This window comes from Labilibaculum filiforme (genome assembly GCF_002843315.1).
Lineage (GTDB): Bacteria > Bacteroidota > Bacteroidia > Bacteroidales > Marinifilaceae > Labilibaculum > Labilibaculum filiforme.
This window is the reverse complement of the sequence record NZ_MVDD01000001.1, coordinates 475,540-502,263: the sequence shown is the minus strand read 5'-3', so window position 1 is coordinate 502,263 and position 26,724 is coordinate 475,540. Positions and strand designations below refer to the sequence as shown.

21 protein-coding genes are annotated in these 26,724 nt (G+C 35.7%); 9 read left to right on the top strand and 12 right to left on the bottom strand.

From position 1 onward, the window contains the following. Positions 1–20: 20 nt before the first annotated feature. From BZG02_RS02255 to purE, 3 genes are all read right to left on the bottom strand, one after another. Positions 21–2,060, bottom strand: a complete 2,040-nt coding sequence (locus BZG02_RS02255; protein ID WP_101259779.1) for a ComEA family DNA-binding protein — start codon at positions 2,058–2,060, stop codon at positions 21–23. Positions 2,061–2,069: 9 nt separating this feature from the next. Next, positions 2,070–2,882, bottom strand: a complete 813-nt coding sequence (locus tag BZG02_RS02250; RefSeq protein WP_101259778.1) for a PorV/PorQ family protein — start codon at positions 2,880–2,882, stop codon at positions 2,070–2,072. 280 nt (positions 2,883–3,162) lie between these two features. Beyond that, the gene (purE, locus tag BZG02_RS02245; RefSeq protein WP_101259777.1) at positions 3,163–3,669 is read right to left on the bottom strand and encodes a 5-(carboxyamino)imidazole ribonucleotide mutase; all 507 of its coding nucleotides are present in this window, start codon (positions 3,667–3,669) and stop codon (positions 3,163–3,165) included. 294 nt (positions 3,670–3,963) lie between these two features. Here purE and BZG02_RS02240 point away from each other — a divergent pair, with 294 nt between their 5' ends. From BZG02_RS02240 to BZG02_RS02215, 6 genes are all read left to right on the top strand, one after another. Then, a complete protein-coding gene (locus tag BZG02_RS02240; protein ID WP_101259776.1) occupies positions 3,964–4,506 on the top strand; it encodes a phosphoribosyltransferase in 543 nt (180 codons plus the stop codon). After that, the gene (locus tag BZG02_RS02235) at positions 4,507–5,112 is read left to right on the top strand and encodes an adenylate kinase (RefSeq protein ID WP_101259775.1); all 606 of its coding nucleotides are present in this window, start codon (positions 4,507–4,509) and stop codon (positions 5,110–5,112) included. A 16-nt stretch (positions 5,113–5,128) separates the two neighbouring features. Continuing rightward, positions 5,129–6,118, top strand: coding sequence for a GTPase ObgE (obgE, locus tag BZG02_RS02230; protein ID WP_101259774.1), 990 nt, complete (start codon positions 5,129–5,131; stop codon positions 6,116–6,118). Positions 6,119–6,489: 371 nt separating this feature from the next. Continuing rightward, positions 6,490–8,322, top strand: coding sequence for a DNA topoisomerase IV subunit B (locus BZG02_RS02225; protein ID WP_101259773.1), 1,833 nt, complete (start codon positions 6,490–6,492; stop codon positions 8,320–8,322). Positions 8,323–8,373: 51 nt separating this feature from the next. Then, on the top strand, positions 8,374–10,962 hold the full coding sequence (locus BZG02_RS02220) for a DNA gyrase/topoisomerase IV subunit A (protein ID WP_101259772.1): 2,589 nt from the start codon (positions 8,374–8,376) through the stop codon (positions 10,960–10,962). A gap of 42 nt (positions 10,963–11,004) precedes the next feature. After that, on the top strand, positions 11,005–11,517 hold the full coding sequence (locus BZG02_RS02215; RefSeq protein WP_101259771.1) for a shikimate kinase: 513 nt from the start codon (positions 11,005–11,007) through the stop codon (positions 11,515–11,517). On the opposite strand, the gene hxpB is transcribed toward BZG02_RS02215, so the two are convergent. Next, entirely contained in the window at positions 11,504–12,157 is a 654-nt protein-coding gene (gene hxpB, locus BZG02_RS02210) for a hexitol phosphatase HxpB (RefSeq protein WP_101259770.1), read from the bottom strand. The genes BZG02_RS02215 and hxpB overlap by 14 nt on opposite strands. A 168-nt stretch (positions 12,158–12,325) precedes the next feature. Between hxpB and BZG02_RS02205 the strand changes: the two genes are divergently transcribed. From BZG02_RS02205 to BZG02_RS02195, 3 genes are read left to right on the top strand one after another with little or no spacing between them, the layout of a single operon-like run. Further along, positions 12,326–13,255, top strand: a complete 930-nt coding sequence (locus tag BZG02_RS02205; RefSeq protein ID WP_101259769.1) for an ATP-binding cassette domain-containing protein — start codon at positions 12,326–12,328, stop codon at positions 13,253–13,255. A 6-nt stretch (positions 13,256–13,261) separates the two neighbouring features. Beyond that, the gene (locus BZG02_RS02200) at positions 13,262–13,981 is read left to right on the top strand and encodes an ABC transporter permease subunit (RefSeq protein WP_101259768.1); all 720 of its coding nucleotides are present in this window, start codon (positions 13,262–13,264) and stop codon (positions 13,979–13,981) included. Between the two features lie 10 nt (positions 13,982–13,991). Continuing rightward, on the top strand, positions 13,992–15,506 hold the full coding sequence (locus BZG02_RS02195; protein ID WP_101259767.1) for a GldG family protein: 1,515 nt from the start codon (positions 13,992–13,994) through the stop codon (positions 15,504–15,506). Between the two features lie 374 nt (positions 15,507–15,880). Here the strand turns inward: BZG02_RS02195 and BZG02_RS02190 are convergent, their stop codons facing one another. The 8 genes from BZG02_RS02190 to cmk form a co-directional block, all read right to left on the bottom strand. Beyond that, positions 15,881–17,584, bottom strand: coding sequence for a lytic transglycosylase domain-containing protein (locus BZG02_RS02190; protein WP_101259766.1), 1,704 nt, complete (start codon positions 17,582–17,584; stop codon positions 15,881–15,883). Positions 17,585–17,595: 11 nt separating this feature from the next. Then, on the bottom strand, positions 17,596–18,252 hold the full coding sequence (locus BZG02_RS02185; protein WP_101259765.1) for a DUF5683 domain-containing protein: 657 nt from the start codon (positions 18,250–18,252) through the stop codon (positions 17,596–17,598). A 29-nt stretch (positions 18,253–18,281) separates the two neighbouring features. Then, positions 18,282–19,160 carry a ParB/RepB/Spo0J family partition protein gene (locus tag BZG02_RS02180; RefSeq protein WP_101259764.1) on the bottom strand — a complete coding sequence of 293 codons (879 nt, stop codon included), beginning with the start codon at positions 19,158–19,160 and terminating at the stop codon, positions 18,282–18,284. 15 nt (positions 19,161–19,175) lie between these two features. Further along, positions 19,176–19,979, bottom strand: a complete 804-nt coding sequence (locus BZG02_RS02175; protein WP_101259763.1) for a ParA family protein — start codon at positions 19,977–19,979, stop codon at positions 19,176–19,178. A 215-nt stretch (positions 19,980–20,194) separates the two neighbouring features. Further along, positions 20,195–21,196 carry a bifunctional heptose 7-phosphate kinase/heptose 1-phosphate adenyltransferase gene (locus BZG02_RS02170; RefSeq protein ID WP_101259762.1) on the bottom strand — a complete coding sequence of 334 codons (1,002 nt, stop codon included), beginning with the start codon at positions 21,194–21,196 and terminating at the stop codon, positions 20,195–20,197. A gap of 233 nt (positions 21,197–21,429) precedes the next feature. Continuing rightward, positions 21,430–23,904, bottom strand: coding sequence for a replication restart helicase PriA (gene priA, locus BZG02_RS02165; RefSeq protein WP_101259761.1), 2,475 nt, complete (start codon positions 23,902–23,904; stop codon positions 21,430–21,432). Positions 23,905–24,014: 110 nt separating this feature from the next. Then, positions 24,015–25,862, bottom strand: coding sequence for a 6-phosphofructokinase (gene pfkA, locus BZG02_RS21180; protein WP_101259760.1), 1,848 nt, complete (start codon positions 25,860–25,862; stop codon positions 24,015–24,017). Between the two features lie 20 nt (positions 25,863–25,882). After that, positions 25,883–26,578, bottom strand: a complete 696-nt coding sequence (gene cmk, locus BZG02_RS02155) for a (d)CMP kinase (RefSeq protein WP_101259759.1) — start codon at positions 26,576–26,578, stop codon at positions 25,883–25,885. Positions 26,579–26,724: the final 146 nt, after the last annotated feature.

The window sequence follows — 26,724 nt, the reverse complement described above, 5'->3', positions numbered from 1 at the left end:
AACCGAAATTATTACAAACTTTATAAGCGGATTTTAAGTAGGAATTTAATTTCTGATCTGGTATTTCCAGTTATTTCGGAGTTTCCCGAACCAATACTTGATTGATTGGCATATTTTGTTTGAGCATATTTTACATACAGTTTAAAGTTCCGATTTATTTCCCAATTAAAGTTGATGTAAACTCGATTTCCCTTTCCATAATAAGCAGGTACCGAATAGGCGTAAAGAATGTCGTTTTCGTAGGCGTAGATTCTCGAATTAAATGAATCGGTTTCGAATAAAGCATATCGAAGATTCATGGAAATGGGAAGATTTGTGCAATGATAGATTAAATCTTGATAAAGTAAATATCCATTTTCAGTATTGTTTTCTTTTTGGAACTGCGAAATTTCGATGCGATTTCGAATTTCCCAATTTTCATTCATTTGGGCAGATAAATGAAGTCGGTATTGATTTTTCTTTTGCTTAGCCAGATTTTTAATCACATTGGAGCTATTATTTGTGGGTTTATTCTCCTGCTTGTATCTAAAATAAATCGACACCGAATTGTTTGGTGTAAATTCAAGTTGCGAAAAATATTCATGCCCCTCGCTAGGTGAATTGGCGGTATATCGTAACCAAGGAAATTCAAATTGATCGTAGTATGCTTTTACAGACCATTTTGGGTAGGGATGAAATTCAACTCCCATGTAAAAACCTTCTTCGTTTTGAGTTTTACTTTGCTCTGCAAATGCATTAGAGAATAAAGCGTGATAATCAGGATCGTATTTTCGGTAAGTTAGCTCAAAATTCAGTTGTGGATGAGCCTGTATATTTGCTCCCTGCAAAAAGGCTCTTCCGCCCGATTTACTTTGTGCGATTTCTCCATATAAATGAATGGAACGAAATAAAGTTTCGTAGTAAAGGCTAATGTTTTGATTATTACTTCCTTTAAATCCGTAAAGGTTGTAGGTGGCATCAGTTCCCTTTATTTCGGGTGTGTATTTTGAGTGTAAATAGGAAATTCCCACTTCTATATTTTTAAGATTGGCCGATAAATAGGAGCCGAACAGCGTTTCTTCCAATTGGTGTTTTTTATCGAATTCACTACTGTTTCTATGTAATCCTGTATTTATAATGCTCGATACAAATTCGGAAATCGAGTCCGACTGCAGGCTTCCATCTTTATTTTTTAGGGAAGCGAAAACTGCTAAGTTTATATTTTTAAGAGGCTCTGTAATTACAGATAATCCGCGAAGAAATTGGTTTTCGTCGGTCGATTTATAACCTTTAATTCCTTGAGATTTGTAGGCGTTATGAGTGGTTAAAGCGGATTTCCCACTTCCAAGTCCCGACCATATATTTAAGCCTTGTCCGAATTTAATTTGATAATCCCCTAGATTTAATTGCTTTAGAACTCCTTTGGAATTGTATTGAAGGTAGCCAGAGTAAAAATCGAATCCATTTTTATTTTCATTTTCGAAAAATGGCTCCCCTTTGTCCTTCTCGGATGTAAAACCAAAAAAGAGTTTGTTTTTAGCAGATTGGTATTGGTAGCGGGTGTAATATTTCCATGGATTTCCCAAGTATTTTGAGTTGTTATTTTCTGTAGAATAAGCTAGTTCGTTTTCAATTGTTCTCTCCGATTTTAAAAGTAGAAGGTGTTTTGCTTTTTTTCGTTGGCTTATGCTGTCGTTAGTGATTTGCTGCAGACAAACAAAAGGAGCTATTGTTCTAATAATTTCGGATGAAAAACCGGGTATTACTTGTAATTCGTAAAGACTAAATATTTGTCCAGAACTTGCTCGGTACTGAATAAATTTATCGATCTGATTTTTATTGAGGATAAGTAGCTTGTTGAGTTCTTGCTCGTTAGCACTATTTAGGTTTATTGGATCTATTAGTAGTAGGTTAAGTTCGTCGAGTAAATTCGAATAATCTACTTCTTCTTCATTTTCTTCGGCAATTGCTTCTATCAAATTTTCAATTAAGTCGCTTTGTGTTGTTGTGTTTTGCGATTGACAAATCAGTGCGAAACAAGAAAAAAACGAGAGTGTAATAATTTGTTTGAAGGAATACATAGGAACAAACTAAAAGATGATGTTTATTGCTGCAGAAGGAGTGTAGCCCAATACTGGATGTCGCGAAAAGGAGATATTCGCTTTCAGCATTTTAAAAGAAAATCCCATTCCTAAACTAATCGTATTTGGGTGATTGTATACTCCTGCACGCAGAGATATTGTTTCGCTAATACCATATTCAATTCCAAATTTGGTTCTGGTATCGTAATCCAGATTTTTTTCAATTTCGGAAGTAATAATAGTTTGGTCCGATAATTTCCACGAAAGACCAAGCCGTGCAATGCAGGCTATTTTATCGTCGTAATCAACCGTTGTGAAATTTGTTTGACTAGGGTTAAAAATATGAAAACCAAGCTGTATATCTGGAAATATTTCTGCAAGAATTCCAGCTTCGAAAGTGTATTTATTTTGAGAGCCGAAGGATTGATTTAATTCTTTTTTTATTTGATCGAATTGCAAGCCTGCCCAAAAGTGTTTTCCTAAAGCGCGGGAATAAGCGATTCCAATTTTTGATTCTTTATATAGATTGAAACCAAATTGTTTGTAGGTCATGCTAAAGGTACCTAGTGAAGTGGGGTAGTTAAAATGAAATGCTTTGGTACTTAATTCTTTTACTTCGAAACGATTTTCGTAGTAGGCTCCAAAAGATATTTTATCCAATTTGGCAAGAATTGCCTGATTATGAAAGCCAGCCCATACATCTAATAATGCAACGCTAGAATTTCCCATGGCATGAGATCGTGCTCCGGCTAAATGATTTTCATTGGATGCAAATAAATGAATTGGAAATAAAATAAGGAGTAGTAAATAGGTTTTTTTCATTTAGGGTTTATTATCTAAATCATAAAAAATGAAAATATTTTATAATTGTAATTGCCGGTTTCATTAGGGTTTTGGTATGTTTTTAATTGTAAAGCGAAATGTATTATTGTTGGAAAAAATGTTTTCGAACTATTGGCTTCTAGCTGTTGATTATGTGTTTGTTTGCACATTTACAGTGGTATTTATAATAAACAATAGTACAAAGTTGTTAAATGTAATAAAAAAACCACAATACATGATTATGTATTGTGGTTTTTCACAGTGTTTTTTATTTTGTTTTCTAGTTGGTCTTGAATTCGTATTTGATAGAAGCTAATTCTTCGTTTGCTTTCACCATTTTTTCTTTAAGACTTTCTTTGAAAGCGATTACGTTTTTTTGTAATTCACTATCGCCAATGGCTAGTATTTGACCAGCAAGAATACCTGCATTCATTGCCCCATTAATACCAACAGTTGCAACAGGAATTCCTGGAGGCATTTGTGCAATACTTAATAGTGCATCCATACCATCTAACGATGCGTTAATTGGCACTCCAATTACAGGAATAGGTGTCATTGCTGCAATTACTCCTGGTAAATGTGCAGCCATTCCTGCGCCAGCAATAATTGCTTTTATGCCACGATCGAAAGCACCTTTTGCAAATTTTTCAACTTCTTCAGGTGTTCGGTGAGCAGATAATGCATTAATCTCGAAAGGGATTTTGAAGTCGTTTAAGACTTTGGCGGCTTTTTCCATAACCGGAAGGTCCGAGGTGCTTCCCATTATGATACTTACTTTTGCTTTCATATGGTTTTATTCGTGGATTTGGTAAATAAAATGACAAAAAATTGTACTTTTGCAGCAAAATTTAAGGAATTGTTTTAATTCCAAGCTTGCTTGCATCGCTTACTATTTTTCAAGCGTAAATTTGAAAAAAAAATATGTATGTAACACGGTGGAATTGAAACATTTTTTATTTCTAAATTTTTAAGCGAGACATAATTTTATTTTACGATATTTAGGGCATTGCCTTAAACGCCCGATATTTCAAGGGAAACCTTGTAGGGGGAAAATCGGACAACGAAGACAAAAATTGAATCAATGAAAACTGTAAAACTTCTGGATCGAGAATTTAGAGTGTCTATTCCTGCTAAGGATATCGACCATGTAATTACTCAAATGGCTGAGAAAATGAATAAGGACCTTGCGGGAACAAATCCTTTATTTATTTGTATTTTAAATGGTTCTTTCATGTTCGCATCGGATTTGATGAAACAAATTACTGTTGAAAATGCTCAGATTACATTTATGCGATTGTCCTCGTACGATGGAATGGGAACAACTGGCAAGGTGAAAAAATTAATGGGCTTTACAGAAGACTTAAAAGACAGAACAGTTGTTTTGCTTGAAGATATCGTGGATACAGGAATTACGATCACCAATACGCTGGATCAGATTAAAGATTACGAAGCGAAAGAAGTTTTGATTGCAACCATGTTGTTCAAGCCAGATGCCTTAATTCGTGACGTGAAATTAAATTATGTGGGTATGGAAATACCAAATGATTTTATTGTGGGACGAGGATTAGATTACGATGGAATGGGTAGAAATCTTCCAGATGTATATACTGTAATTGATAAGTAAATGTTGAATATCGTTTTATTTGGACCTCCAGGTTCTGGAAAAGGAACTCAATCGGAGTTGCTTCAGAAAAAATACGGATTAATTCACCTTTCTACGGGTGATGTGTGCAGAGAAGAAATTAAACTTGCAACACCGGAAGGATTAGAAGCAAAAAGATTGATTGATGGAGGAAATTTTTTTCCAGATAAATTGGCGTATCGAATTGTTGAGAAATTTTTAGATAGCAATAGCAATGCAAAAGGTTTTGTGTACGATGGAATGCCTCGTCACGAAGGGCAGATTGACGTGTTTGATGGAATGCTTGCCAAACGAAATAGCCTTGTTGATATTGTTATTGAATTAAAAGTGGAAGAAGAAGAGCTGATTCAACGACTTTTAAAAAGAGGAGAGTCTTCCGGTCGTCCAGACGATGGAGGAAGGGAAGTGATTGAAAAACGCCTTCGGATTTATGAAGATGTTACTGCTCCAATTGCAAAGCGATATAAAGAAAAGGGTGTATATCACTCTATCGATGCAATAGGATCATTAAATGATGTACTTGAAAGAATTAGTTTCTTGCTGGAGAATTGTTTAAAGGAACAATTGGTTCCTGTTGAAGTACAATAGATTAAAAATATATATTATGGCTGGGTCTAATTTTGTTGATTACGTAAAAATATTTTGTCGTTCTGGTGCTGGTGGTGCTGGGTCAACTCACCTTTTCAGGGATAAGTTGACAATGACCGGTGGACCGGATGGTGGTGACGGTGGTCGGGGAGGACATGTGATCATACGTGCAAATAAGCAACTTTGGACTTTGGTGCATTTAAAATATAGTCGCCACGTATTCTCTGGTGATGGTGGTGATGGTAGTCAGAGTAGGAGTACTGGTCGCGAAGGGCAAGATAAGGTGATTGAAGTGCCTTTGGGTACTGTTGCCCGCGATGCCGAAACTGGTGAAGTTATTTTTGACGTTACCGAGGATGGGGAAGAGAAAATTTTAGTAAAAGGTGGCCGCGGTGGTCTGGGGAACTGGAATTTTCGATCGTCGACGAATCAAACACCTCGTTACGCTCAAACCGGAGAAGAAAGAGTGGAAAGGCCTGTAATTCTCGAACTAAAGGTTCTTGCTGATGTTGGTTTGGTTGGTTTTCCTAGTGTGGGTAAATCTACTTTACTTTCTGTAGTATCGGCAGCTAAGCCTAAAATAGCCGATTATCCTTTTACCACATTGGTTCCTAATTTGGGGATTGTGTCTTATCGAGATAATCGCTCTTTTGTGATGGCTGATATTCCTGGTATTATTGAGGGGGCGCATGAAGGTCGTGGTCTTGGATTGCGTTTTTTACGACATATTGAACGAAATTCAGTACTTCTATTTATGGTAGGCGCCGACAGCGACGATATCCATAAAGAATACAAAATTTTATTGAATGAGTTAAAACAGTTTAATCCGGAACTTCTTGATAAACAACGATTGTTAGCAATTACGAAATCCGATATGTTGGATCAGGAACTGATTGATGAAATGAAGCTGGATTTACCAGAAATTCCATATGTATTTATTTCTTCAGTAGCTCAAAAAGGACTTACAGAACTAAAAGATATGCTTTGGAAAGCGATTAACGAGTAGTTTTTGCTTGTTTTCAAATAATTTATAGCCTCTTTCTTCATCTACACATGGGAAAGAGGCTTTTTTTATTCCTTGAATTGCAAATTGTCTTTTGCGCTTAAATACTCTGGTTTTGCTCAATTTTTAGGTGTAAATCGTGTCTGCACAAAGTTGGAGAAGAGGAATGCTGTTAAGTTTTTCAATCTGTTTTTTATTTGTGTTTGTTCTGAATTACTTCCGATAAGAATATCTATTTGTATTGATTTTTAATGAAATAGGAATTGCTGTGTTTCTTGAATCACTGTTGATACTAGGCTATTTCAACAGGCTGTTGATAAACTACTTTATCACGAATGGTTCTTTTAACTATATTTGTAAAAACGCGATTTTTCATGACTGCAAAATATTCTGAAGACTCAATCCGCACATTAGACTGGAAAGAACATATTCGAAAACGCCCCGGAATGTACATCGGGAAGCTTGGCGATGGCTCTTCTCATGATGACGGTATTTACATTTTATTGAAAGAAGTAATTGATAATTCTATTGATGAGTTCGCTATGGGAGTGGGCAAATCGATTGAGGTTAGTATTTCTGACAGGAACGTTACTGTCCGGGATTTTGGGCGAGGAATTCCTTTGGGAAAGGTAATTGATGTTACTTCCAAAATGAATACTGGAGCCAAATACGACTCGGAAGTATTTAAAAAATCAGTTGGACTTAACGGGGTTGGTATAAAAGCTGTAAATGCTTTGTCCGACCAGTTCGTTATTGAATCTTTTCGTGAAGGAGAGGTGAAAAAAGCAATTTTCTCAAGAGGGGTTCTTGTGGAGGACTATGAAATTGAGCCTAGCGAGGAAAAAAATGGTGTGAAAATTGTTTTTCATCCCGATGAGGAGTTGTTTTCAAATTACCGATACATTTCGGAATACGTTGAAACGCTGCTTAAAAATTACGTGTACCTTAATTCGGGACTGTCTATTTATTTTAACGGACAAAGATTTTTCTCAAAAAATGGATTGCTCGATCTTTTGAATGAAAATATGAATTCGGAAGGTTTATACGAGATCATTCATTTAAAAGGAGAGGATATTGAGATTGCAATGACGCATGGCCGACAATATGGAGAGGAATACTATTCCTTCGTAAACGGACAGCATACTACTCAAGGTGGAACTCACCTTGCTGCGTTTCGGGAGGCTTTGGTAAAAGGGGTTCGCGATTTCTTTAAAAAGGATTTTGATACTTCAGATATCAGAACTTCTATTATTGCAGCAATTAGTATAAAGGTACAAGAGCCGGTTTTTGAATCGCAAACGAAAACAAAGTTAGGATCTAAAGATATTGGTCCGGAAGGACCATCGGTACGAAATTTTATCATGGATTTTGTAACTTCTAATTTGGATAATTACCTGCATAAAAATCCAAGTGTTGCAGAGGCTATTCATCAGAAAATTATAGAGTCGGAGAAGGAAAGAAAAGCGATTTCGGGAATTAAGAAAATCGCTAAAGAAAGGGCAAAAACGGCTAACTTGCATAATAAAAAGTTGCGCGATTGTCGCGTTCATTTCGATTCTAAACACGAACAAAAATCCGAAGCTTCTCTGTTTATTACCGAGGGTGATTCTGCGAGTGGTTCTATTACTAAATCTCGTGATGTAAACACTCAAGCTGTTTTTAGTCTAAAAGGAAAACCTTTAAATACATACGGACTAACCAAAAAAATTGTTTACGAGAACGAAGAATTCAATCTGCTGCAAGCAGCCTTAAATATTGAGGATGGTTTGGAAGGCTTACGTTATAATAACGTGATTATTGCTACCGATGCCGATGTGGATGGAATGCATATTCGTTTACTGTTGATTACATTCTTTTTACAGTTTTTTCCCGATATCGTTCGAAGTGGACATTTGTATATTTTACAAACGCCTCTTTTTCGAGTTCGAAATAAGAAAACAACTCACTACTGTTATTCCGATGAGGAAAGAGTGAAGGCAATGAAAAGTTTAGGAGCCAATCCTGAAATTACACGATTTAAAGGTTTGGGGGAAATCTCGCCAAGTGAGTTTAAACACTTTATTGGCAAGGATATTCGACTGGATCCTGTTGTGATGAAAAAAGAGGATTCTGTTTCGGGCATGCTCGAGTTTTATATGGGGAAGAATACACCACAAAGACAAGAGTTTATTATTGGCAATTTGCATGTTGAAAGAGATGATGTCTAAACAAACTTCATCAATTGTTTTTTTTAGAATTAAATAAACCCAAAAACCTCTATGAATAACGACGAGACAAATGATATGGAAATCCCAGAGGAAATGGAGAATGATGTGAATGGTGTACACTCCGAAGCAATGAGGAATGTAACATATCTTTCCGGGATGTATCAAAATTGGTTTCTGGATTATGCATCCTATGTGATTTTAGAACGAGCTGTACCCTACATAAATGATGGACTAAAGCCTGTTCAACGAAGAATTTTGCATGCCATGAAGCAGTTGGATGATGGACGATACAATAAGGTAGCCAATATTATTGGTAACACCATGCAGTATCATCCTCATGGAGACGCATCTATTGGCGATGCTCTGGTTCAACTGGGACAAAAAGAATTGCTGATTGATATGCAGGGAAACTGGGGAAACATTCTTACCGGTGATTCTGCAGCCGCACCAAGATATATTGAAGCACGTTTATCTAAATTTGCTTTAGAGGTTCTATTTAATCCAAAAACTACGAATTGGAAACAATCGTATGATGGACGGAATAAAGAACCAATAACACTTCCGGTTAAATTTCCACTTTTACTGGCACAAGGAGTGGAAGGGATTGCTGTTGGATTAGCATCGAAAATATTACCACATAACTTCAACGAATTATTGGATGCTTGTGTGTCCTATTTAAGTGGGGAGGAGTTTGAACTTTATCCAGATTTCCCTACTGCAGGAATGGTGGAGGTAAGCCGTTATAACGATGGTTTACGTGGTGGTGCAGTTAAGGTGAGAGCCAGAATTGAAAAGTTGGATAACCGAACTTTAAAAATCACCGAAGTTCCATACGGAAAAACAACATCAAGCTTAATTGAATCCATTATCAAGGCAAACGATAAAGGAAAAATTAAGATTAAAAAGATTGATGACAATACTGCCGAATTTGTTGAAATTCAGATTCATTTGGCAAGTGGTATTTCTTCCGATACTACTATTGATGCTTTGTATGCATTTACTGATTGCGAAATTTCTATTTCTCCGAATGCTTGTATTGTTGAGGATGATAAACCTAAGTTTATTGGAATTGCAGAAATTTTGCGACGTGCGGCCGATAATACGGTTGCTTTACTAAAGCTGGAGCTTGAAATACGCAAGGGCGAATTGGAAGAGGCATGGCATTATGCATCTTTGGAACGTATTTTTATCGAAAATAGAATTTACCGCGACATTGAAGAGTGCGAGAGCTGGGAAGAGGTGGTACAAACCATCGATACAGGCTTAAAGCCGTATACAGCAAACTTAATGCGTGCTGTAACTCGTGACGATGTGGTTCGATTAACCGAAATTAAAATTAAAAGAATTTCTAAATTTGATATCAATAAGGCCAAAGATTTTATTCAGTCTATTGAAGATGAGATTGCAGAAATCGAAGTTCATTTGGCGAATATTATTCCTTTCACGATCAAGTACTTTAAATCGATAAAGAAAAAGTTCGGAATGGGTCGCGAAAGAAAAACGGAAATTAGAAGCTTCGAAAATATTGTAGCTACTAAAGTAGTAGTTGCCAACGAAAAATTATACGTTAACCGAGAGGAAGGCTTTATTGGAACAAGCTTGAAAAAAGATGAGTATATCTGCGATTGTTCTGATATTGATGACATTATCGTAATTAGAAAAGATGGTACTTATTTTGTAACCAAGGTAGCTGATAAGTGTTTTGTTGGAAAAAATTTGTTGCATATCGCCGTATTTGGAAAGAACGACAAGAGAACCATTTATAATGTAGCCTATCGGGATGGTAAAGCTGGAAATGCTTACGTAAAACGTTTTTCGGTTACCAGCATTACTCGCGATAAGGAATACGATATTACCAAATCAACCGATGGATCACGAATTTTGTATTTTAGCGCAAATCCAAATGGAGAGGCTGAAATTATTCGGGTGGTTTTAAAACCAAAAGCTCGTTTAAAAAAGACAGCATTTGAATTTGATTTTGCCGAATTGGCGGTGAAGGGGCGTGCTTCTATGGGAAATATTTTGTCGAGAAACGACGTTCATAAAATTACTTTGAAACAAGAAGGTGTTTCCACTTTGGGAGGAAGAAAAATATGGTTCGATCCGGATGTTTTACGTTTAAATACCGATCAACGCGGCGATTTTATTGGAGAATTCACAGGTGATGATAAAATTCTTGTGGTAACAAGAGCCGATGCTTTTCATTTTACCAGCTTCGATTTAAGTAATCATTATCCCGATAACATAAGTATTATAGAGAAATACGATGAAGCAAAAGTTTGGTCTGCCGTATTTTTTGATGCTGATCAGGATTATTACTACTTAAAGCGATTTACCATGGAAGGAAATGGTAAAGAGCTAAGTTTTTTAGGCGAAAATCCGGAAAATAAATTGGTTTGTTTAACTGATGAGCAGTATCCAAGATTCGAAATATCTTATGGTGGTAAAAATGCCGATCGCCCTAAAGAAATAATTGATGGCGATGAGTTTATTGGAGTGAAATCTTACAAAGCTCGAGGGAAACGTTTATCTACTTACGAAATCGCTAAAATAGTAGAAATTGATCCTCTGCCCCGCGAGGAGGAGAATGAAAATAGGGAAGCGGATACGCTTGAAGAAACCGAAGATAACCAAGATTAATTTTCTAAATAAGATTAGGTTCTCGATTTTAAAAGACTACTAATGAAGGTATTTTTAATTGGATATATGGGATGTGGTAAATCACGATGGGGAAAACTTATTGCATCTCATTATGGGTTTCGTTTTGTCGATCTTGATACTTTGATTGAGGAGAGGGAGCAGTTAACTATACCCGATATTTTTGCTAAATATGGGGAGTCGGGTTTTCGGCAACGAGAAAACGAAGCTTTACTATCTATTTCTGAAACAGAAAATTTAATTGTAGCAACTGGTGGAGGAGCTCCTTGTTTTAAAAACAATATGGAGGAAATGAATCGCTTGGGAGCCACCTTATTTATTGAATGTAGTCCGGAATTGCTGCGTGAGCGAATTACTACTTCGGATACCGTGCGTCCATTGGTTAATAATTTATCTCAGGAGGAATTACTCGATTTCATAATAAGGCATCTAACAATTAGAATGCCTTTTTACGAACAATCGCAATACAAAATTATTTCAGGCAATTTAGAATTAGAGGACTTTACCTTAATTCTCGATCCGATTATAAACTTGTAAGCTGAGTAATCTCAAAGTCATTTAAACTACTAAGTGTTTTGTTGGCAATAACAAATTGATTAAGATTATAGGCATTCTTTTCGGGAACTGCGATACACTTCATACTTGCGGCAAGAGCCGAGATAACTCCATTTAAAGAATCTTCGAAAACGACACACTCCGAAGGATGAACTCCAAGTTGTTCTGCTGTCGAAATAAAAACCTGAGGATGAGGTTTGCCGTATTTTTCAAATTCTGCCGAATGAACAACTTCGAAATAATCCTTTAATTGCAGTTTTTCTAAAACAGCTACAATAATTTTCATTTTTGAGGACGAGGCCAAAGCGATCTTATAAGAACTATCCTTAAGTTGTTCCAGTGTATTATGCACACCGGGCAAACAAGCTCCTTTTTCAATTACTAAACGAATAACATTCTCAATAATATCTTCTACTACTTTTTCTTTCGCAACATGATTCCAAGGCGTCATTGCATACATTACCTCCACCACTTCGTCTATTCTTTTTCCCATGAACTGTTCAAATATCTTTTTGTTCACCTTTAGTCCAAGTGACGAGAATACTTTTGTTTCGCTCTCCTGCCAAAATGGTTCCGAATTGATCAACAAACCATCCATATCAAAAATTACTGCTTTAATCATAGTATTATTGTGAATTTAAGTGGCAAAAGTACCAATTTTAAGCGAAGGAGAAAGGAGTGGCTAATGTGCTGTTATTATTTTCTGTTAATATTTGTTAAATCGTTAGTAGTTAAGTTGGATAGATAGCGTTTTTCCTAAATTTGTTACATACAATTTGATTTTTCTTATATGGATATTGTTGTTGAACGTTTAACCAAAAGATACGGTCCTCAAAAGGCTGTAGATAATGTGTCTTTTCGGGTGAAAGCTGGTGAAGTATTGGGTTTTCTGGGTCCTAACGGAGCCGGGAAAACGACGACAATGAAAGCGATTGCCTGTTATATTAAACCTGAAGAAGGAGATATCTTGGTGGGAGGTTATTCTATTCATGAGCATCCCGAAATCATTAAGAAAAATATAGGATATTTGGCTGAAAATAATCCTTTGTATCAGGAAATGAATATTATCGATTTTCTGGAGTTTATTGCTAAAATTCATGGTATTCCAAAATATTTGATTCCAGAACGGATATTGGATATGATTAGAACTTGTGGATTGGAAGGCGAAAAGCACAAATTAATTGGAGAGCTTTCAAAAGGCTATCAGCAAAGGGTTGGATTGGCGCAGGCATTAATTCACGATCCCGATATTTTAATTCTCGATGAGCCCACAACAGGGCTCGATCCCAATCAGATTGTTGAAATACGTGAATTGATAAAACGAATTGGGAAAGAAAAAACCGTTATCCTAAGTTCTCATATCTTAGCGGAAGTAGAGGCTACCTGCGATCGTATTCTAATTATTAATAATGGGCGAATTGTAGTAGATGGAACTGCCGCCGAATTAAGAAAGCAGGCTCAGGGAAATGAAATCTTAAAACTTGGTGTGCAAGGAGGCAATATTGATGCCATTTTTGAATCCTTATTTGAGATTGAAACAATTGATTCTATTGATCTTCTAGATTCTGATAAACAGTTGTTTGAGGTGCAATCCTTACCAAGTACAAGTTCGGTAAAAGCAATATTTGATACTTGTGTTCGAAAGAATTATTATATTACTGAATTGACTCCTACCGAAACGAAGTTGGAGGATATATTTAGAGTCTTAACACTTCACTAGAGGTTTATGAAGCAAATTATACACATTGCAGGTCGAGAACTAAGTACTTTTTTTGATTCTTTAACAGCTTATGTTTTAATCGTTATATTTCTCGGATTTAGCGGGTTTTTCACGTGGATATATGGTGCCGACGTGTTTTTTGTGGGACAAGCGAATCTGAATACTTTTTTTACCGTGGCGTACTGGAGTTTATTTATTTTTATTCCAGCTCTAACCATGCGTTCCATCGCTGGGGAGTTAAAATCAGGCACACTGGAGTTGTTACTTACCAAACCAGTAAGCGATTGGCAATTAATTCTAGGTAAATTTTTATCTACTTTTCTGTTAATTGTAATTGCTTTGGCGCCAACCGTAATTTACTATTTTACTTTGTGGGCAATAGGTCCTGTTGACCATTCTGCAATACTTTTGGGATATATGGGTCTGTTGCTAATGAGTATGGTTTATATCAGCATTGGACTACTCGCATCTTGTGTTGCTTCAAATCCTATTATAGCATCCTTGGTTGCTTTGTCTGTAGGCATCTTTTTTCATATTATTTTTGATGTATTGGCAGCGAATTTTGTTGGGTTTTTAGGGAGTTTTTTTAGTTATTTGAGTCTGTCTACCCATTTTGAATCTATATCCAGAGGAGTGGTTGATTCGAAAGATCTTATTTACTTTTTTTCTATCGCTTTTCTTTGTCTTTTTACTTCTAAAATGATATTATCCAATCGTAATTTGTAAATCCTGGTATATGACTAAAAGAAGAAATATTATATATAGCAGTTTAGTTGTGGCTGGAATCTTAATCATCCTGAATTTTATTTCATCGGTTTTTTTCTTTCGTGCTGATTTTACTGAAGACAAGAGATATACTCTCGATCGTTCCACTAAACGAATTTTAAGAGAGGTAGAAACACCTATTATTATGACTTTGTATGTTTCTGACAATCTTCCTCCAGATGTTAACAGGACCGTTCAGGATCTAAAAAATCTTTTAACCGAGTATAATAATTACAGCAAGAAAAAAATCGACTTCGAATTTATTAATCCGAATACGAATGAGGAGTTAGAGCAGGAAGCTATCGAGGCTGGCATAAATCCTGTGCCATTAGAGGTTCGCGAAAAAGATCAGATTAAAGTGCAGAGAGTTTTTCTGGGAATGTCTATACAGGTTGGTGATAAATCGGAAATTATTCCGTTAATCAAGCCTGGAATAGTGATGGAATATACCCTGTCGACCTTAATTAAACGATTAACTATTAAGGATAAGCCTAAAGTTGGATACATTATTGGCCATGGCGAACCATCTTTAGATAAGCTAGAACAGGCTATGGATGAATTGTCCATATTATACGATGTTAAACCAATTCATTTATTATCGGAGCCAGATCTTTCCGATTATAAATCTTTATTACTGATAGGACCTATGGGAACTATTTCTACCATGCAATTAGCACGTTTGGATGAGTATTTAGCAGCTGGTGGAAATCTATTTATCGCTATCGAGCGAGTAAATGGAATGTTGAATGATGGTATTGGCATATCGGTAAGTACCGGACTGGAAAAATGGTTACAAACAAAAGGTTTATATGTGGATGATTCCTTTATTGTTGATAAGAAATGTGGCACTGTAACCGTTCAGCAACAAGGGTATTTCTCTTATCCGCAACAAATTAACTTTCCTTTTTTACCTGTAATATCAAAGTTTGCAGATCATACCATCACAGATGGCATTGAAGCAGTTGTTTTACAATTTGCTAGTCCAATTACTTTTTTAGGGGATAGCACCTTAACTTATCAACCGCTGGCTTTTACATCCGATATTTCGGGCAAGCTAAAAGCTCCTATTAGTTTTAATATTGGAAGAATATGGCGGGCACAAGATTTTCTTTATCCAGATTTAACGGTGGCAGCTGCAATTAGTGGAAATATGGGGGGCGAGAAAGAGGCTCGAATTTGCGTGGTAGGTGACGGAAATTTCATGGTAAATGGTCAAGGAACAAGTAAAATTGCTATTCAGCGAGATAATATAAACTTTTTAGCGAATGCTGTCGACTGGTTAAGTGATGATACCGGATTGATGTCCTTAAGAACAAAAGGTGTTTCTTCGCGACCTATCAACGAAATCAGCGATGGAAGAGTGTTCTTTTTAAAGTATCTTAATTTTTTACTTCCGCTTGTTATAATAGTTGCATATGGTTTGTTTCGATTCGAAAGAAGGCGCAGAAATCGGGCGAAAAGAATGAAACCTGGTTTTATAAAGTAGATAATTACTTAGGAAAAGAATTTATCCCGGCTTCTGGCAATTCCGGGAAAGAATATACCAGAAGCTTATTAGCATATCAATAAATCGGGATAAATAAATCAGAACGAATCTGATACTATTTACTTGAAGCAATTTAATTATATATTCCTACCTGATCAAAATTATTTTCCCATAACAAGATTAGTTTACTGGCTTTTAAAGATCATTCGTCTATAAAATAGGTGATTACATCCTTTTAAGCTGGAGTAATTTAAATAGGTTATAAATAAAGCGCTCCTTATTTTGTTAATAAATTGTTTAACATTGTTAATAAACTGCAAAAAAAAACGAAGCTAGAGCTTCGTTTTTTTCTTTATGCGTTGAATTGGATTGCTTTAGCTTTTGGGCTGAATCTTTATTTTTTGACCCACTTTAAGACTTCCATCATCCTTTATATTATTGATTCTCATGATATCAGAATTCGATATTCCTGGAAATTTTTTCGCAATAGTCCAAAAGTTATCTCCTCTTTTCACAGTATAATATACAAAAGGTGCGTTACTGTTACTTGTTGAACTAGTTGTACTTACGGTACTGCTTGAGCTTGCAACTGTTTTTCCTAATGTAGCTTGTTTTTCACTGTAACCCATTGTGTTAAAGTTACTATAGTAGGATTCTTTCCCTTTTGGTACATAAATAACTAATTTCTGTCCAACCTTAATTAGATTTCGTCTTACGTTGTTCCAATACCTTACATCCGATGTTCGAACGTGAAACCACGAGGCAATTAGTCCGATGGCATCACCCGATTTTACCTTGTAATATACCTTTGCTTTGTCCTTTGGAGTAACATGGGCAAATTTTTGATACCTGTCGCTTGGATTCACAACCTTATCCTTTATACTAAAATAAAACTCTTTTTTATAGGCAAAGATAGAATCTTGATTGTCGATGAATTTAGCAGAATATTGAAAAGGAACTTTTAAAGCGTAACCATCTTTACTTGCAGGTATGATATCTGCTCGGTATTGAGGGTTTAATTCTCTTAATTGTTCTTTTGATATATTAATTACGTTTGCAACCTGATCGAAATGAAGTTGTTCGTTAATTAATAAGGTGTCGCAAGCAACCGGAAGACTTGATGGTTGCGGAAATAACTGATGTGCTTCGTGATAATTAAAAGTATAAAGAGCAGCTATAAATGCAGGCACATATCCTCTTGTTTCTTTCGGAAGGTGAAAATAAATATCCCAATAATTTCTTTTGCCTCCACTTCTACGAATTGCTTTGTTCACATTTCCAGGTCCACAGTTGTAGGCAGCAATAACCAAATGCCAGTTGCCATAAACTTTGTACATGTCCTTCAAATATTTTACGGCTGCATAGCTTGCTTTTACAGGATCTCTTCGTTCATCTATGAAAGTATTTATGTCGAGCTTGTACATTCGTCCTGTTCCGTACATAAATTGCCACAAACCACTTGCTCCGGCACGCGAAAGTGCTGTTGGATTTAGAGCAGACTCAATAATTGGTAAATATTTTAATTCTTGAGGTAGACCTTCTTTGTCTAGAATTTCTTCGAAAATAGGGAAGTAGTATTCCGACAATCCCAACATCATTTCAACTTGTGATCTTCTTCTTTGCGAATACAATTCAATGTAGTTTCGAACAATTTTGTTGTACGATAAATCGATTAAGGAAGGAATATTCTCCAAACGTTGAATGTAAACAGAGTCAGGGATTGTTTCGGTAGATAGTTCGATTGGAGCTTGATGAGGCTTCTTTGTTTTTAAAGTGTTTTTAGCATACCAAGTATAAACAAGACTATCTAAATTGTTCGAGAAAGTGGTGTTGATCGTGTCGTTTAAATCCCAACGAACATCAACTGGATTAATCTCTAGAAAATCCAATGAGTCTTTTTCAACTTCATCAATTATATTTTCGCTTATTATCGATAAAGTATCAATGTCAGAAAGAACTTCCTGATCAATAGTTGATTCTGCCGTTTCGGTTGGTTCTGAAGCGGATGGCTTAATTGTACTACAAGCGATTGCCGTCCCTAAAAAGATAAGGGGTAAAATATATAATTTTTTTTTCATTCTTAGTCTTGTTAAAATGTGATTTGGCATCTAAAGCCAAGTGAATTGCCCGAAAAGGCAGAATAATTAATTGCAGGTTCTACCTTTATTGTCAAATCGTCGTTTACGTTATAATTGGTAAAATGAGCATCTACTGCTGCATCTATAATATTTAGTACGTAAACTCCTGCCAAAATGATATAGCTAAGGTCTCTATCGTGCTTAAAGGAGTCTTTTTTATTTTGAAGAATAGTTTTAAATTGACTCTGTTGCGATTGCCCCATACTTTCTATATCGTAATTTATAAGGTCGTTATAGCTTCTCGAGCTAGGTTCTTCAATAGGTGTTTCTAAATCGGTATCCTGATATTTCCAATCGTAATATTCGGAGAAATCTTGAAATCCTGATTTGTATTTTTTATAATTCTTGGTATTCCAGTTAATTGCATAAATGGTGGCACCAATACCTGCGTATAAAATTGGAATTTTCCAGTATTTTTTATTGTAGGCTTGTCCTAAACCAGGAAAAATAACCGAGTACATGGTTGCTTTATGGGCAGAACGAACTTTTACAATAGATTCAGCAGAAACTGTATCTGCTTCTATCCGCTGAGAGATTGCATTTTTACTTCCTCCAAGCACGATAAGAGAGATCAGCCCAAGGAAAATAATCAGGCGCAAATTATTCAATGTTTAAATTTTTTAAAGTTTCAACTAGCTTATGATTTCATCTGATCCAAAACAGCAAGGATACGTTCTAAATCATCATCGGATGTAAATGGGATAATGATTTTCCCTTTGCCATTTTTGGCGCGTTTAAGATCCACTTTAGCACTAAAATGATTTGCTAAATGATCTTTTAAAGATTCATACTCCTGAGGCAATGCTACAGCTTTTTCAGGGGTAGGTTTTTCTCCATTTGTGTTGTTGAAATTACGAACCAACTCTTCCACTTTTCGAACTGAAAAGTCATTTTCAACGGTTACTTGAAAAATTTTAAGCTGTGTTTTTGGATCATCAACATTGACCAGTGCACGTGCATGGCCCATAAGTAGTTTTTTCTCGCGAATTCCTTTTTGGATTTCGGCAGGTAGTCTAAGTAATCGTAAATAGTTCGAAATTGTTGAGCGTTTTTTACCAACACGGTCCGACAAACTTTCTTGAGTAAGTTTGCACTCCTCAATTAATCGTTGGTAACTAATTGCAACTTCAATGGAATCAAGATCCTCGCGCTGAATATTTTCAACCAAGGCAAGTTCCAGCATTTTATCATCCTCAGCCATCCTAACGTAGGCTGGAATTTTAGTTAGTCCGGCAATTTTTGCGGCTCTGTAACGTCTTTCTCCGGCAATAAGCTGATAGGAGTTATTATGAATTTTCCGCACAGTAATAGGCTGAACAATTCCTAATTCTTTAATCGATTGAGCTAATTCATTTAAAGCTTCCTCATCAAACTTGGTTCTTGGCTGATAGGGATTTGCTTCAATCTTCGAGATCTCGATTTCGTTACTTAAATCTCTTTCAGGTTTTGCCTGAACATCATCGATATCATTAATTAGTGCTCCTAATCCTCTTCCTAATGCGCTCTTTTTTACCATCTTACTGTTTCAATATTATTCGCTAATGAGTTTTGTTTTCGTGTTTGATTTTGCCAGGTTATTATTTTTCAATATTTCACGAGCCAAATTTAAATAGTTCACTGCTCCAGGCGATTCAGCATCGTAAAGAATTGCAGGTTTTCCGTAACTTGGAGCTTCCCCTAACTTCGTGTTACGCTGAATAATTGTTTCGAAAACCATATCCTGAAAGTGTTTTTTAACTTCACTTACTACTTGATTTGATAAACGTAAACGGCTATCGTACATGGTTAAAAGGAATCCTTCTATCTCTAGGTCAGGATTTAATCGATTCTGAATAATTTTAATGGTATTCAGTAGTTTTCCTAAACCTTCCAATGCAAAATATTCACATTGAACCGGAATGATTATTGAATGAGCGGCGGTTAAGGCATTCACTGTAATTAAACCAAGTGAAGGCGAACAGTCAATTAGTATAAAATCATAATCGGGACTCAATTTCTCAAGTACCTTTAATAAAATGTGCTCACGGTTTGCAAGGTTTAACATCTCAATTTCTGCACCAACTAGGTCGATATGAGAAGGAAGGATATCAAAACCTTCAATTTCACTATGCAGAATGGCTTCTTTGGGGTCAATTCCATCAACAATACATTCGTAAATGCTTTTTTCGATAGTTCGAACATCAAAGCCAATGCCCGAGGTTGAGTTTGCTTGCGGATCAGCATCAACAATTAAAACCTTATACTCCAAAACAGCAAGACTTGAAGCAAGATTTATTGCTGTTGTGGTTTTACCAACTCCTCCTTTTTGGTTTGCCAAAGCAATTATTTTAGCCATAAACAATTCTAATTATAAGGTTTTAAATTACTAAAAATGATCTCGTTCCAAAGATACTATTTTATAGCACATTTAAAATTTTGTAGCGATCTAAAATAGTAACAAAGGCAAGTAAATTATCAACATATTATTAGGCGCAATATCTGCAAGTATAAAGAATTAAAACTCCCTGTGAATGAGCGCTTTTCATAATCGGCAATTCGTTTGTTTAATTTTTACAGCTTATCAATTATCTTGCCGCTTTCTGCCAATAGTTGCTCTTTATTAATTGGAACAACAACAGGTATTTCACAAACAATCCCTCCTGCAAGGTTCGAAATAGCAGCAATTTGCCGAGCATTCATTCCTGTAGCCAAGCATAAAGTAGCAACACTAATTACTGTATCTCCGGCACCCGAAACATCTGCAATTTGTCGGACAACAGCAGGAATATGTTCATAAGTTTTTTCATTACTGATAAAAACTCCTAACTCGGATAAGGTGATGAATAGTTTTTTAATGCCCATTTCGTTCTGAAACTTTTTGGCTTCATCAAATAATCCCTGTATATCCCCTTTTTCAAGAAGAAGGTTCGATCCTTCTACAAACTCCTTAAAATTAGGTTTAAAAAGACTAACATTTTTATAGTCGTTGTAGTGACGTTTTTTAGGATCTACCGAAATTGGAATTGATTTACTATTAGCAAGATTGGTAATTTCTTCAATCAGATTTTTAGTGATTACGCCCTTGTCATAATCTTCAAAAATAATTGCATGAATTACCTGTTTTTCGATTAAACTTTTGATATGATTAATAAATTCTACTTCAATTTCATCTGCCAATTCATGAGTATCTTCTTCATCTACCCGAATAAGGTGTTGGTTGTCGCTTATGAATCTGGTTTTTACGGTTGTTCTGCGTTTATCACTAGCAACAATCCCGTAATTTTCCTCTTGTATTTCTGATAAAAGGTTTAGAAATTCTTTTCCTTTTTCATCTTCGCCAATTACCGAACAAAGAATAGGAGTTGCACCTAAGGATTTAATGTTTAGAGCAACATTGGCAGCTCCTCCTAATCTGCTTTCGCGTTTCACGCAAGAAACGATTGGCACCGGAGCTTCCGGTGATATTCGATCCACTTTTCCCCAAACGTAGGCATCGACCATAACGTCGCCAATAATTAGCACATTTAATTTCGAGAAGGATTCGAATATTTCTTCTAATTCAATTTTATTCACTATTTCTGGGTTTTTGAATTATGCTTGCAAAGATACACAAATTCGCGTGTTCACGAATATTTAGTGCCGTCCTTATGCATTTTTAACACTTAAAAAGTGCTCGTAGTAAAGCAAATTTGACCTTGTTTTCGCAATATTTAGTGAAGCTGTTGAGGGGCACAAGAGCCTTATTCTCTTAAGAAATTAGATATTAACGAGAGGAATGTGTGATTTTTAATGGTAATGAAAGATGATTACATTGGGTCTACGTCGAAATTTATTTGAATAGATTTAAATGCTTCCATTTCTTTTAAATAATTTGCTTGCTGATTTAAAATCCATTTTGCCTTCGAAGGGGAACTTTTCTTTTCTATTTTTAGGAGAATTGTTACAATATGAAAGTTTTGTATTCGGTTAATCACAGGAGCTTGCGGTCCAAGAATACGAATGCCAAAAATTTTGCGCAAAGATTTTGTTAAAACCACTGCAGCCTTATTTACTAAGTTCTGATTTTTGTGTTTTAAAGTAATATTAATTAATCTGTAATAAGGTGGATAAATATATTCTTTTCGTTCGGCCAACTGATTGGAATACATGGAAATATAATCGTTCTCAATTACATTTTTAATAATTGGGTGCTCCGGAGTGTAAGTTTGAATGAGTACTTTTCCTCGTTTCTTTTTACGACCAGCCCGACCCGAAACTTGAGCCATCATTTGGTAGCTACGCTCGTAGGCGCGATAATCCGGATAATTCAGCATTGAGTCGGCATTTAAAATACCAACCAAACTCACATTATCGAAATCGAGACCTTTCGAAACCATTTGTGTACCTACTAAAATATCTAACTCATGATTTTCGAATTTATATATTAACTTTTCGTAGGCCATTTTTTTTCGTGTGGTATCCAGATCCATTCTTGCAATACGCGCATTTGGAAAAAAACCAATTAATTCCTCCTCAATTTTTTCGGTTCCAAAACCTTTATCTTCCATTTCGTTAGAACCACAATGTTCGCAGGTACTTGGTGGATGAACGCTGTGTGCACAATAGTGACAAACCAGTTGGTTGTTGTATCGATGATAAGTAAGGCTAACGGCGCAGTTTGGACAATGAGGAACCCATCCACAGCTTTTACACTCCAGGTAGGGAGAATATCCTCTTCTATTTTGAAATAAAATTATTTGCTCCTTATTTTCTAAGCAAGTCTCCATCATTTGCATTAATTCGGGAGAGAACATCGATTTCATCTGCTTTTTACGTTTGGCTTCTTTTATATCAGCAATAATTATTTCGGGCATTTCCAGGTTTTGGTGGCGTTGCAGTAATTCTACCAAGCCATATTTGCCAGTTTTGGCATTGTAGTAGGTTTCTATTGCTGGTGTAGCCGTTCCCAATAAGGTTTTTGCCTGATGTAAATGTGCTAGATAAATTGAAGCATCTCTGGCATGGTATCGTGGTGCAGGATCGTATTGTTTGTAAGTGTTTTCATGTTCTTCATCAACAATAATTAATCCTAAATTTTGAAAAGGAAGAAATACCGAGGAGCGAACGCCTAAAATTACCTGATAAGCATTTGCTGTATTGTTTTGATGAATATTGTTGTAGATTTCAACGCGTTCGGCATCGTTAAATTTCGAATGGTAAACTCCAACTTTATTTCCAAATACACTTCGTAATCGATTAATAATTTGGGTGGTTAGTGCAATTTCGGGAAGTAGGTAAAGAACTTGTTTGCCTACTTCTAATTGTTCTTGAATTAGATGAATATAAATTTCTGTTTTCCCGCTCGAAGTAACACCATGAAGTAATACGCAGTTCTTTTCTTTAAAATCGCTACGTATTTTACTTATTGCAGTTTCCTGATACTCATTCAGTGCTTTAAGTCCCGAAGTTTCTGTTTCAGACAAATCGATTCGATCCAGTTTTTCCTGATAAATTTCAAGAATATTTTTTTCAACCAAACTTTTTAAAATTGTTCTGGATATATCTGTCGATTTTAGAAGTTCAAAAACGGAAACCTTCAAAGCAATTTCTTCAAAATAATGTTTGGAAAGATTAAGGTAGGAGAGTAGTGTTTCCTGTTGTTTTTTTGCTCTTTTTAAGCTAGTAATAAAGTCGCCTATTTCCGATTCACTATAATCAGATGCCAATCGAACAAATTCTTTCTTTTTTTCCTTGTAAGGATTAATAATTTGTTCTTCGATAGAAACAGCTCCTTTTTCGAGTAATGATTTTACTTGAGGCAAGGTGTTTTTTAATCCAGTAGCCTGATTTAAGGTTGCGATGTTTACATCTTTAGAATGCTTAAGTACATTCAAAATTTGCTCTTCGGTTTTGCTAAGAACTTCCTTGGTGCGGAATTCTTCGTTTGCACTTATTTTGGTCTGACTTTCTAGCTTTAATCCAGCTGGAAGGGCTGCTTTAAAAACATCACCAAGAGTGGATTGGTAATATTGGGCTATCCAATCCCAAAAATTAAATTGAAAGGAATTAATAATTGGATATTCATCCAAACAAGTAAGAATATCTTTGGTAGAATAATCTTTGGGAGGAATATTGTGGATATGTTTAACAATTCCGGTGTAGAATTTTTTGCTGCCGAAAGGAACAACTACCCTTTTTCCAATGGCCACATCAGCTTTTAATTCCTCAGGAATTGAGTAGGTAAAAAGCTGGGCCAATGGAAGTGGCAGTATGATATCTGCAAATTCGGTAGTCTTGTTCATTTTTGTGTGTATTTTGCTCAAAGTTATGAGTTCTAATTAGAATCTCATCATTTGTGCATGAAATCCTAATCGGAAAATACGCCGGAACAAAACCACCTTGCTTATCTCATTTAAATAGAAAGAATATCGTTAAGACTCATTAATGAATCTTTCACTTTCTTTTTGTTTTTAATGGTTTTGTTGAAGGAAACGTGTGATACCTCGCCGTTTACGATTCCTACCATTACACTTTTTTGATCGTCTAATAAAGCTTCAACAGCAGCAACACCCATGGTAGAAGCAGTAACACGGTCGAAAGCAGATGGAGAGCCACCTCTTTGCATGTGTCCTAAAACCGATACACGAATGTCGTATTCAGGATGCTCTTTTCCAATTTCTTTTGCAATGGTATAAGCACCACCCGATTTATCGCCTTCGGCAACAATTACAATACCGCTTGATTTGTGCTCTTTGTACCCTTTTTCAAGGTATTTTTGCAATTCTTGGGTGTGTGTTTCTTTTTCAGGAATTAGAATAGCTTCTGCTCCTGTAGCAATACCGCTTCGTAAAGCAATAAAACCAGCATCACGACCCATTACTTCAATAAAGAATAAACGGTTGTGAGCACTCGCAGTGTCGCGAATTTTATCAACAGCATCAATTACAGTATTAATTGCGGTATCGTAACCAATGGTATAATCGGTACCATACAAATCATTATCAATTGTACCTGGAATACCTACTACTGGAATGTCGTACTCTTGAGTGAAGATACGAGCTCCAGAAAATGTTCCGTCACCACCAATTACAATAAGAGCATCTATTTTGTTGGCAATCATTTGTTCATGTGCCTTTTTTCTGCCTTCAATAGTTCTAAATTCTTCACTTCTTGCCGAACGAAGAATAGTTCCACCTTTTTGAATAATGTTACTAACATCATGAGATTTCATTTTCTTAAAATCGCCATGAATTAATCCTTCATATCCTTGTAATACACCTACAACTTCAACTTTGTTATAGATAGCAGCACGAACAACCGCTCTAATAGCTGCATTCATTCCCGGAGCATCGCCTCCTGAAGTCAAAACTCCAATTTTCTTAATTTTAGACATGCTTAAATCGCTTTTATTTTCAAGTTTTATTTTTTCAATTGTTTCATTCATCAGCCAAGTGGGAGTAGATGTTGCTCCACTTACACCAACCGATTTTGCATTTTCAAACCAATCCATATTCAACTCCTTTGGGCAGGTGATGAAGTAACTGTTTTGGTTTGCTTTTTTACAGACGTCGAATAGTAATTTTCCATTCGAACTTTTTTCACCACTTACAAAAATGACTACATCGTGTTGATTTGCAAACTCTTTTAATAGGGGCACACGATTCGATACTTTTCTGCAAATGGTATCGTTAATTTTAAGACTGCTTTTGCATTCTTTTTTCAGGTATTCTGAAATTTCAGTAAATCCAGTAATGGTTTTTGTTGTTTGTGAAAACAAGACAACCGGTAAATCAAAGTTCACCAATTTAAGATCAGCTGTATTCTCAACAACAATAGCTTTTCCTTCGGTTTGCCCCACCAAACCATTTACCTCGGCATGACCTTTTTTACCGTATATAATAATTTGTCCGTTCGATTTCTGAATCTCGCGGTATGCTTTTTTAATTTTCTTTTGCAAGTTTAGAACTACAGGACAGGAAGCATCAATAATTTCAATATTTTGCTTTTTGGCTGTTTTATAGGAGCTTGGTGGTTCGCCATGGGCTCTAAATAATACTTTTTTGCCGGAAAGTTTCGAAAATTGATCGTGATTAATAGCTTGTAAACCTAGTGCGTTAAGTCGGTCAACTTCAATATTATTGTGAACAATATCACCAATACAAAAGAGAGTATTATCTTCTTTCAATATTTCTTCAGCTTTGTTTATTGCGTTTACAACACCAAAGCAAAACCCGGCATTAGGATCAATTTCAATATTCATTATTTGCACCTATCGGTTGATTACTTAAGCTCATTCATGCGTTTAACAATCCAGTTCAATTGCTCTTCGGGAGTTAAGTGGCTATTGTTTAGTACAATGGCATCACTTGCTTTTCGAAGTGGACTTTCATCGCGATTTTCATCGATAAAATCTCTTTTCGAAACGTTCTCTCTTATTTCATCTAGTGAAATGTTTTCGCCTTTATCTTTTAGTTCTTTATAGCGGCGAATGGCTCTTATCTCTACATCGGCAGTCATAAATATTTTTAGGTCGGCATTTGGAAAAACTACGGTTCCAATATCTCTGCCATCCATAATAACACCACCTTCTTTGCTTAATTCGCGCTGAAAAGCCACCATTTTTTCGCGAACAAATTTAATTTTCGCAATTAAACTCACATTGTTCGAAACATCCATTTTTCGAATTTCATCTTCAACCAATTCTGCATTTAAATAGGTTTCGTGACGTTGTTTTTCAGTATTGTACTGAAATGAGATGTTTACTTGATTGATTAAATGAGCCAACTTGTTCTCATCTACTTTGTCTTTAGAAATTAAGTTGTTTCTCATGGCAAAAAGAGTTACTACTCTGTACATTGCGCCACTATCAATATAAGTGTATTTAATTTTTTTTGCTAAATCCTTAGCAACAGTACTTTTTCCGCATGACGAATGTCCGTCGATCGCTATAATTAGTTTCTTTTCAGGTATATCCATTCTATTTATTGCTCGATTTTTTTGTGCAATTGAGTACAAAAGTATAAAGAAAATCCATCAAAATAGGAGATTTCGATCTAAAATTAGGAGGTGTGGAAGATTATAGTTTGTTGTAAACGATTGCAATGCGCAATTTTCATTGATTT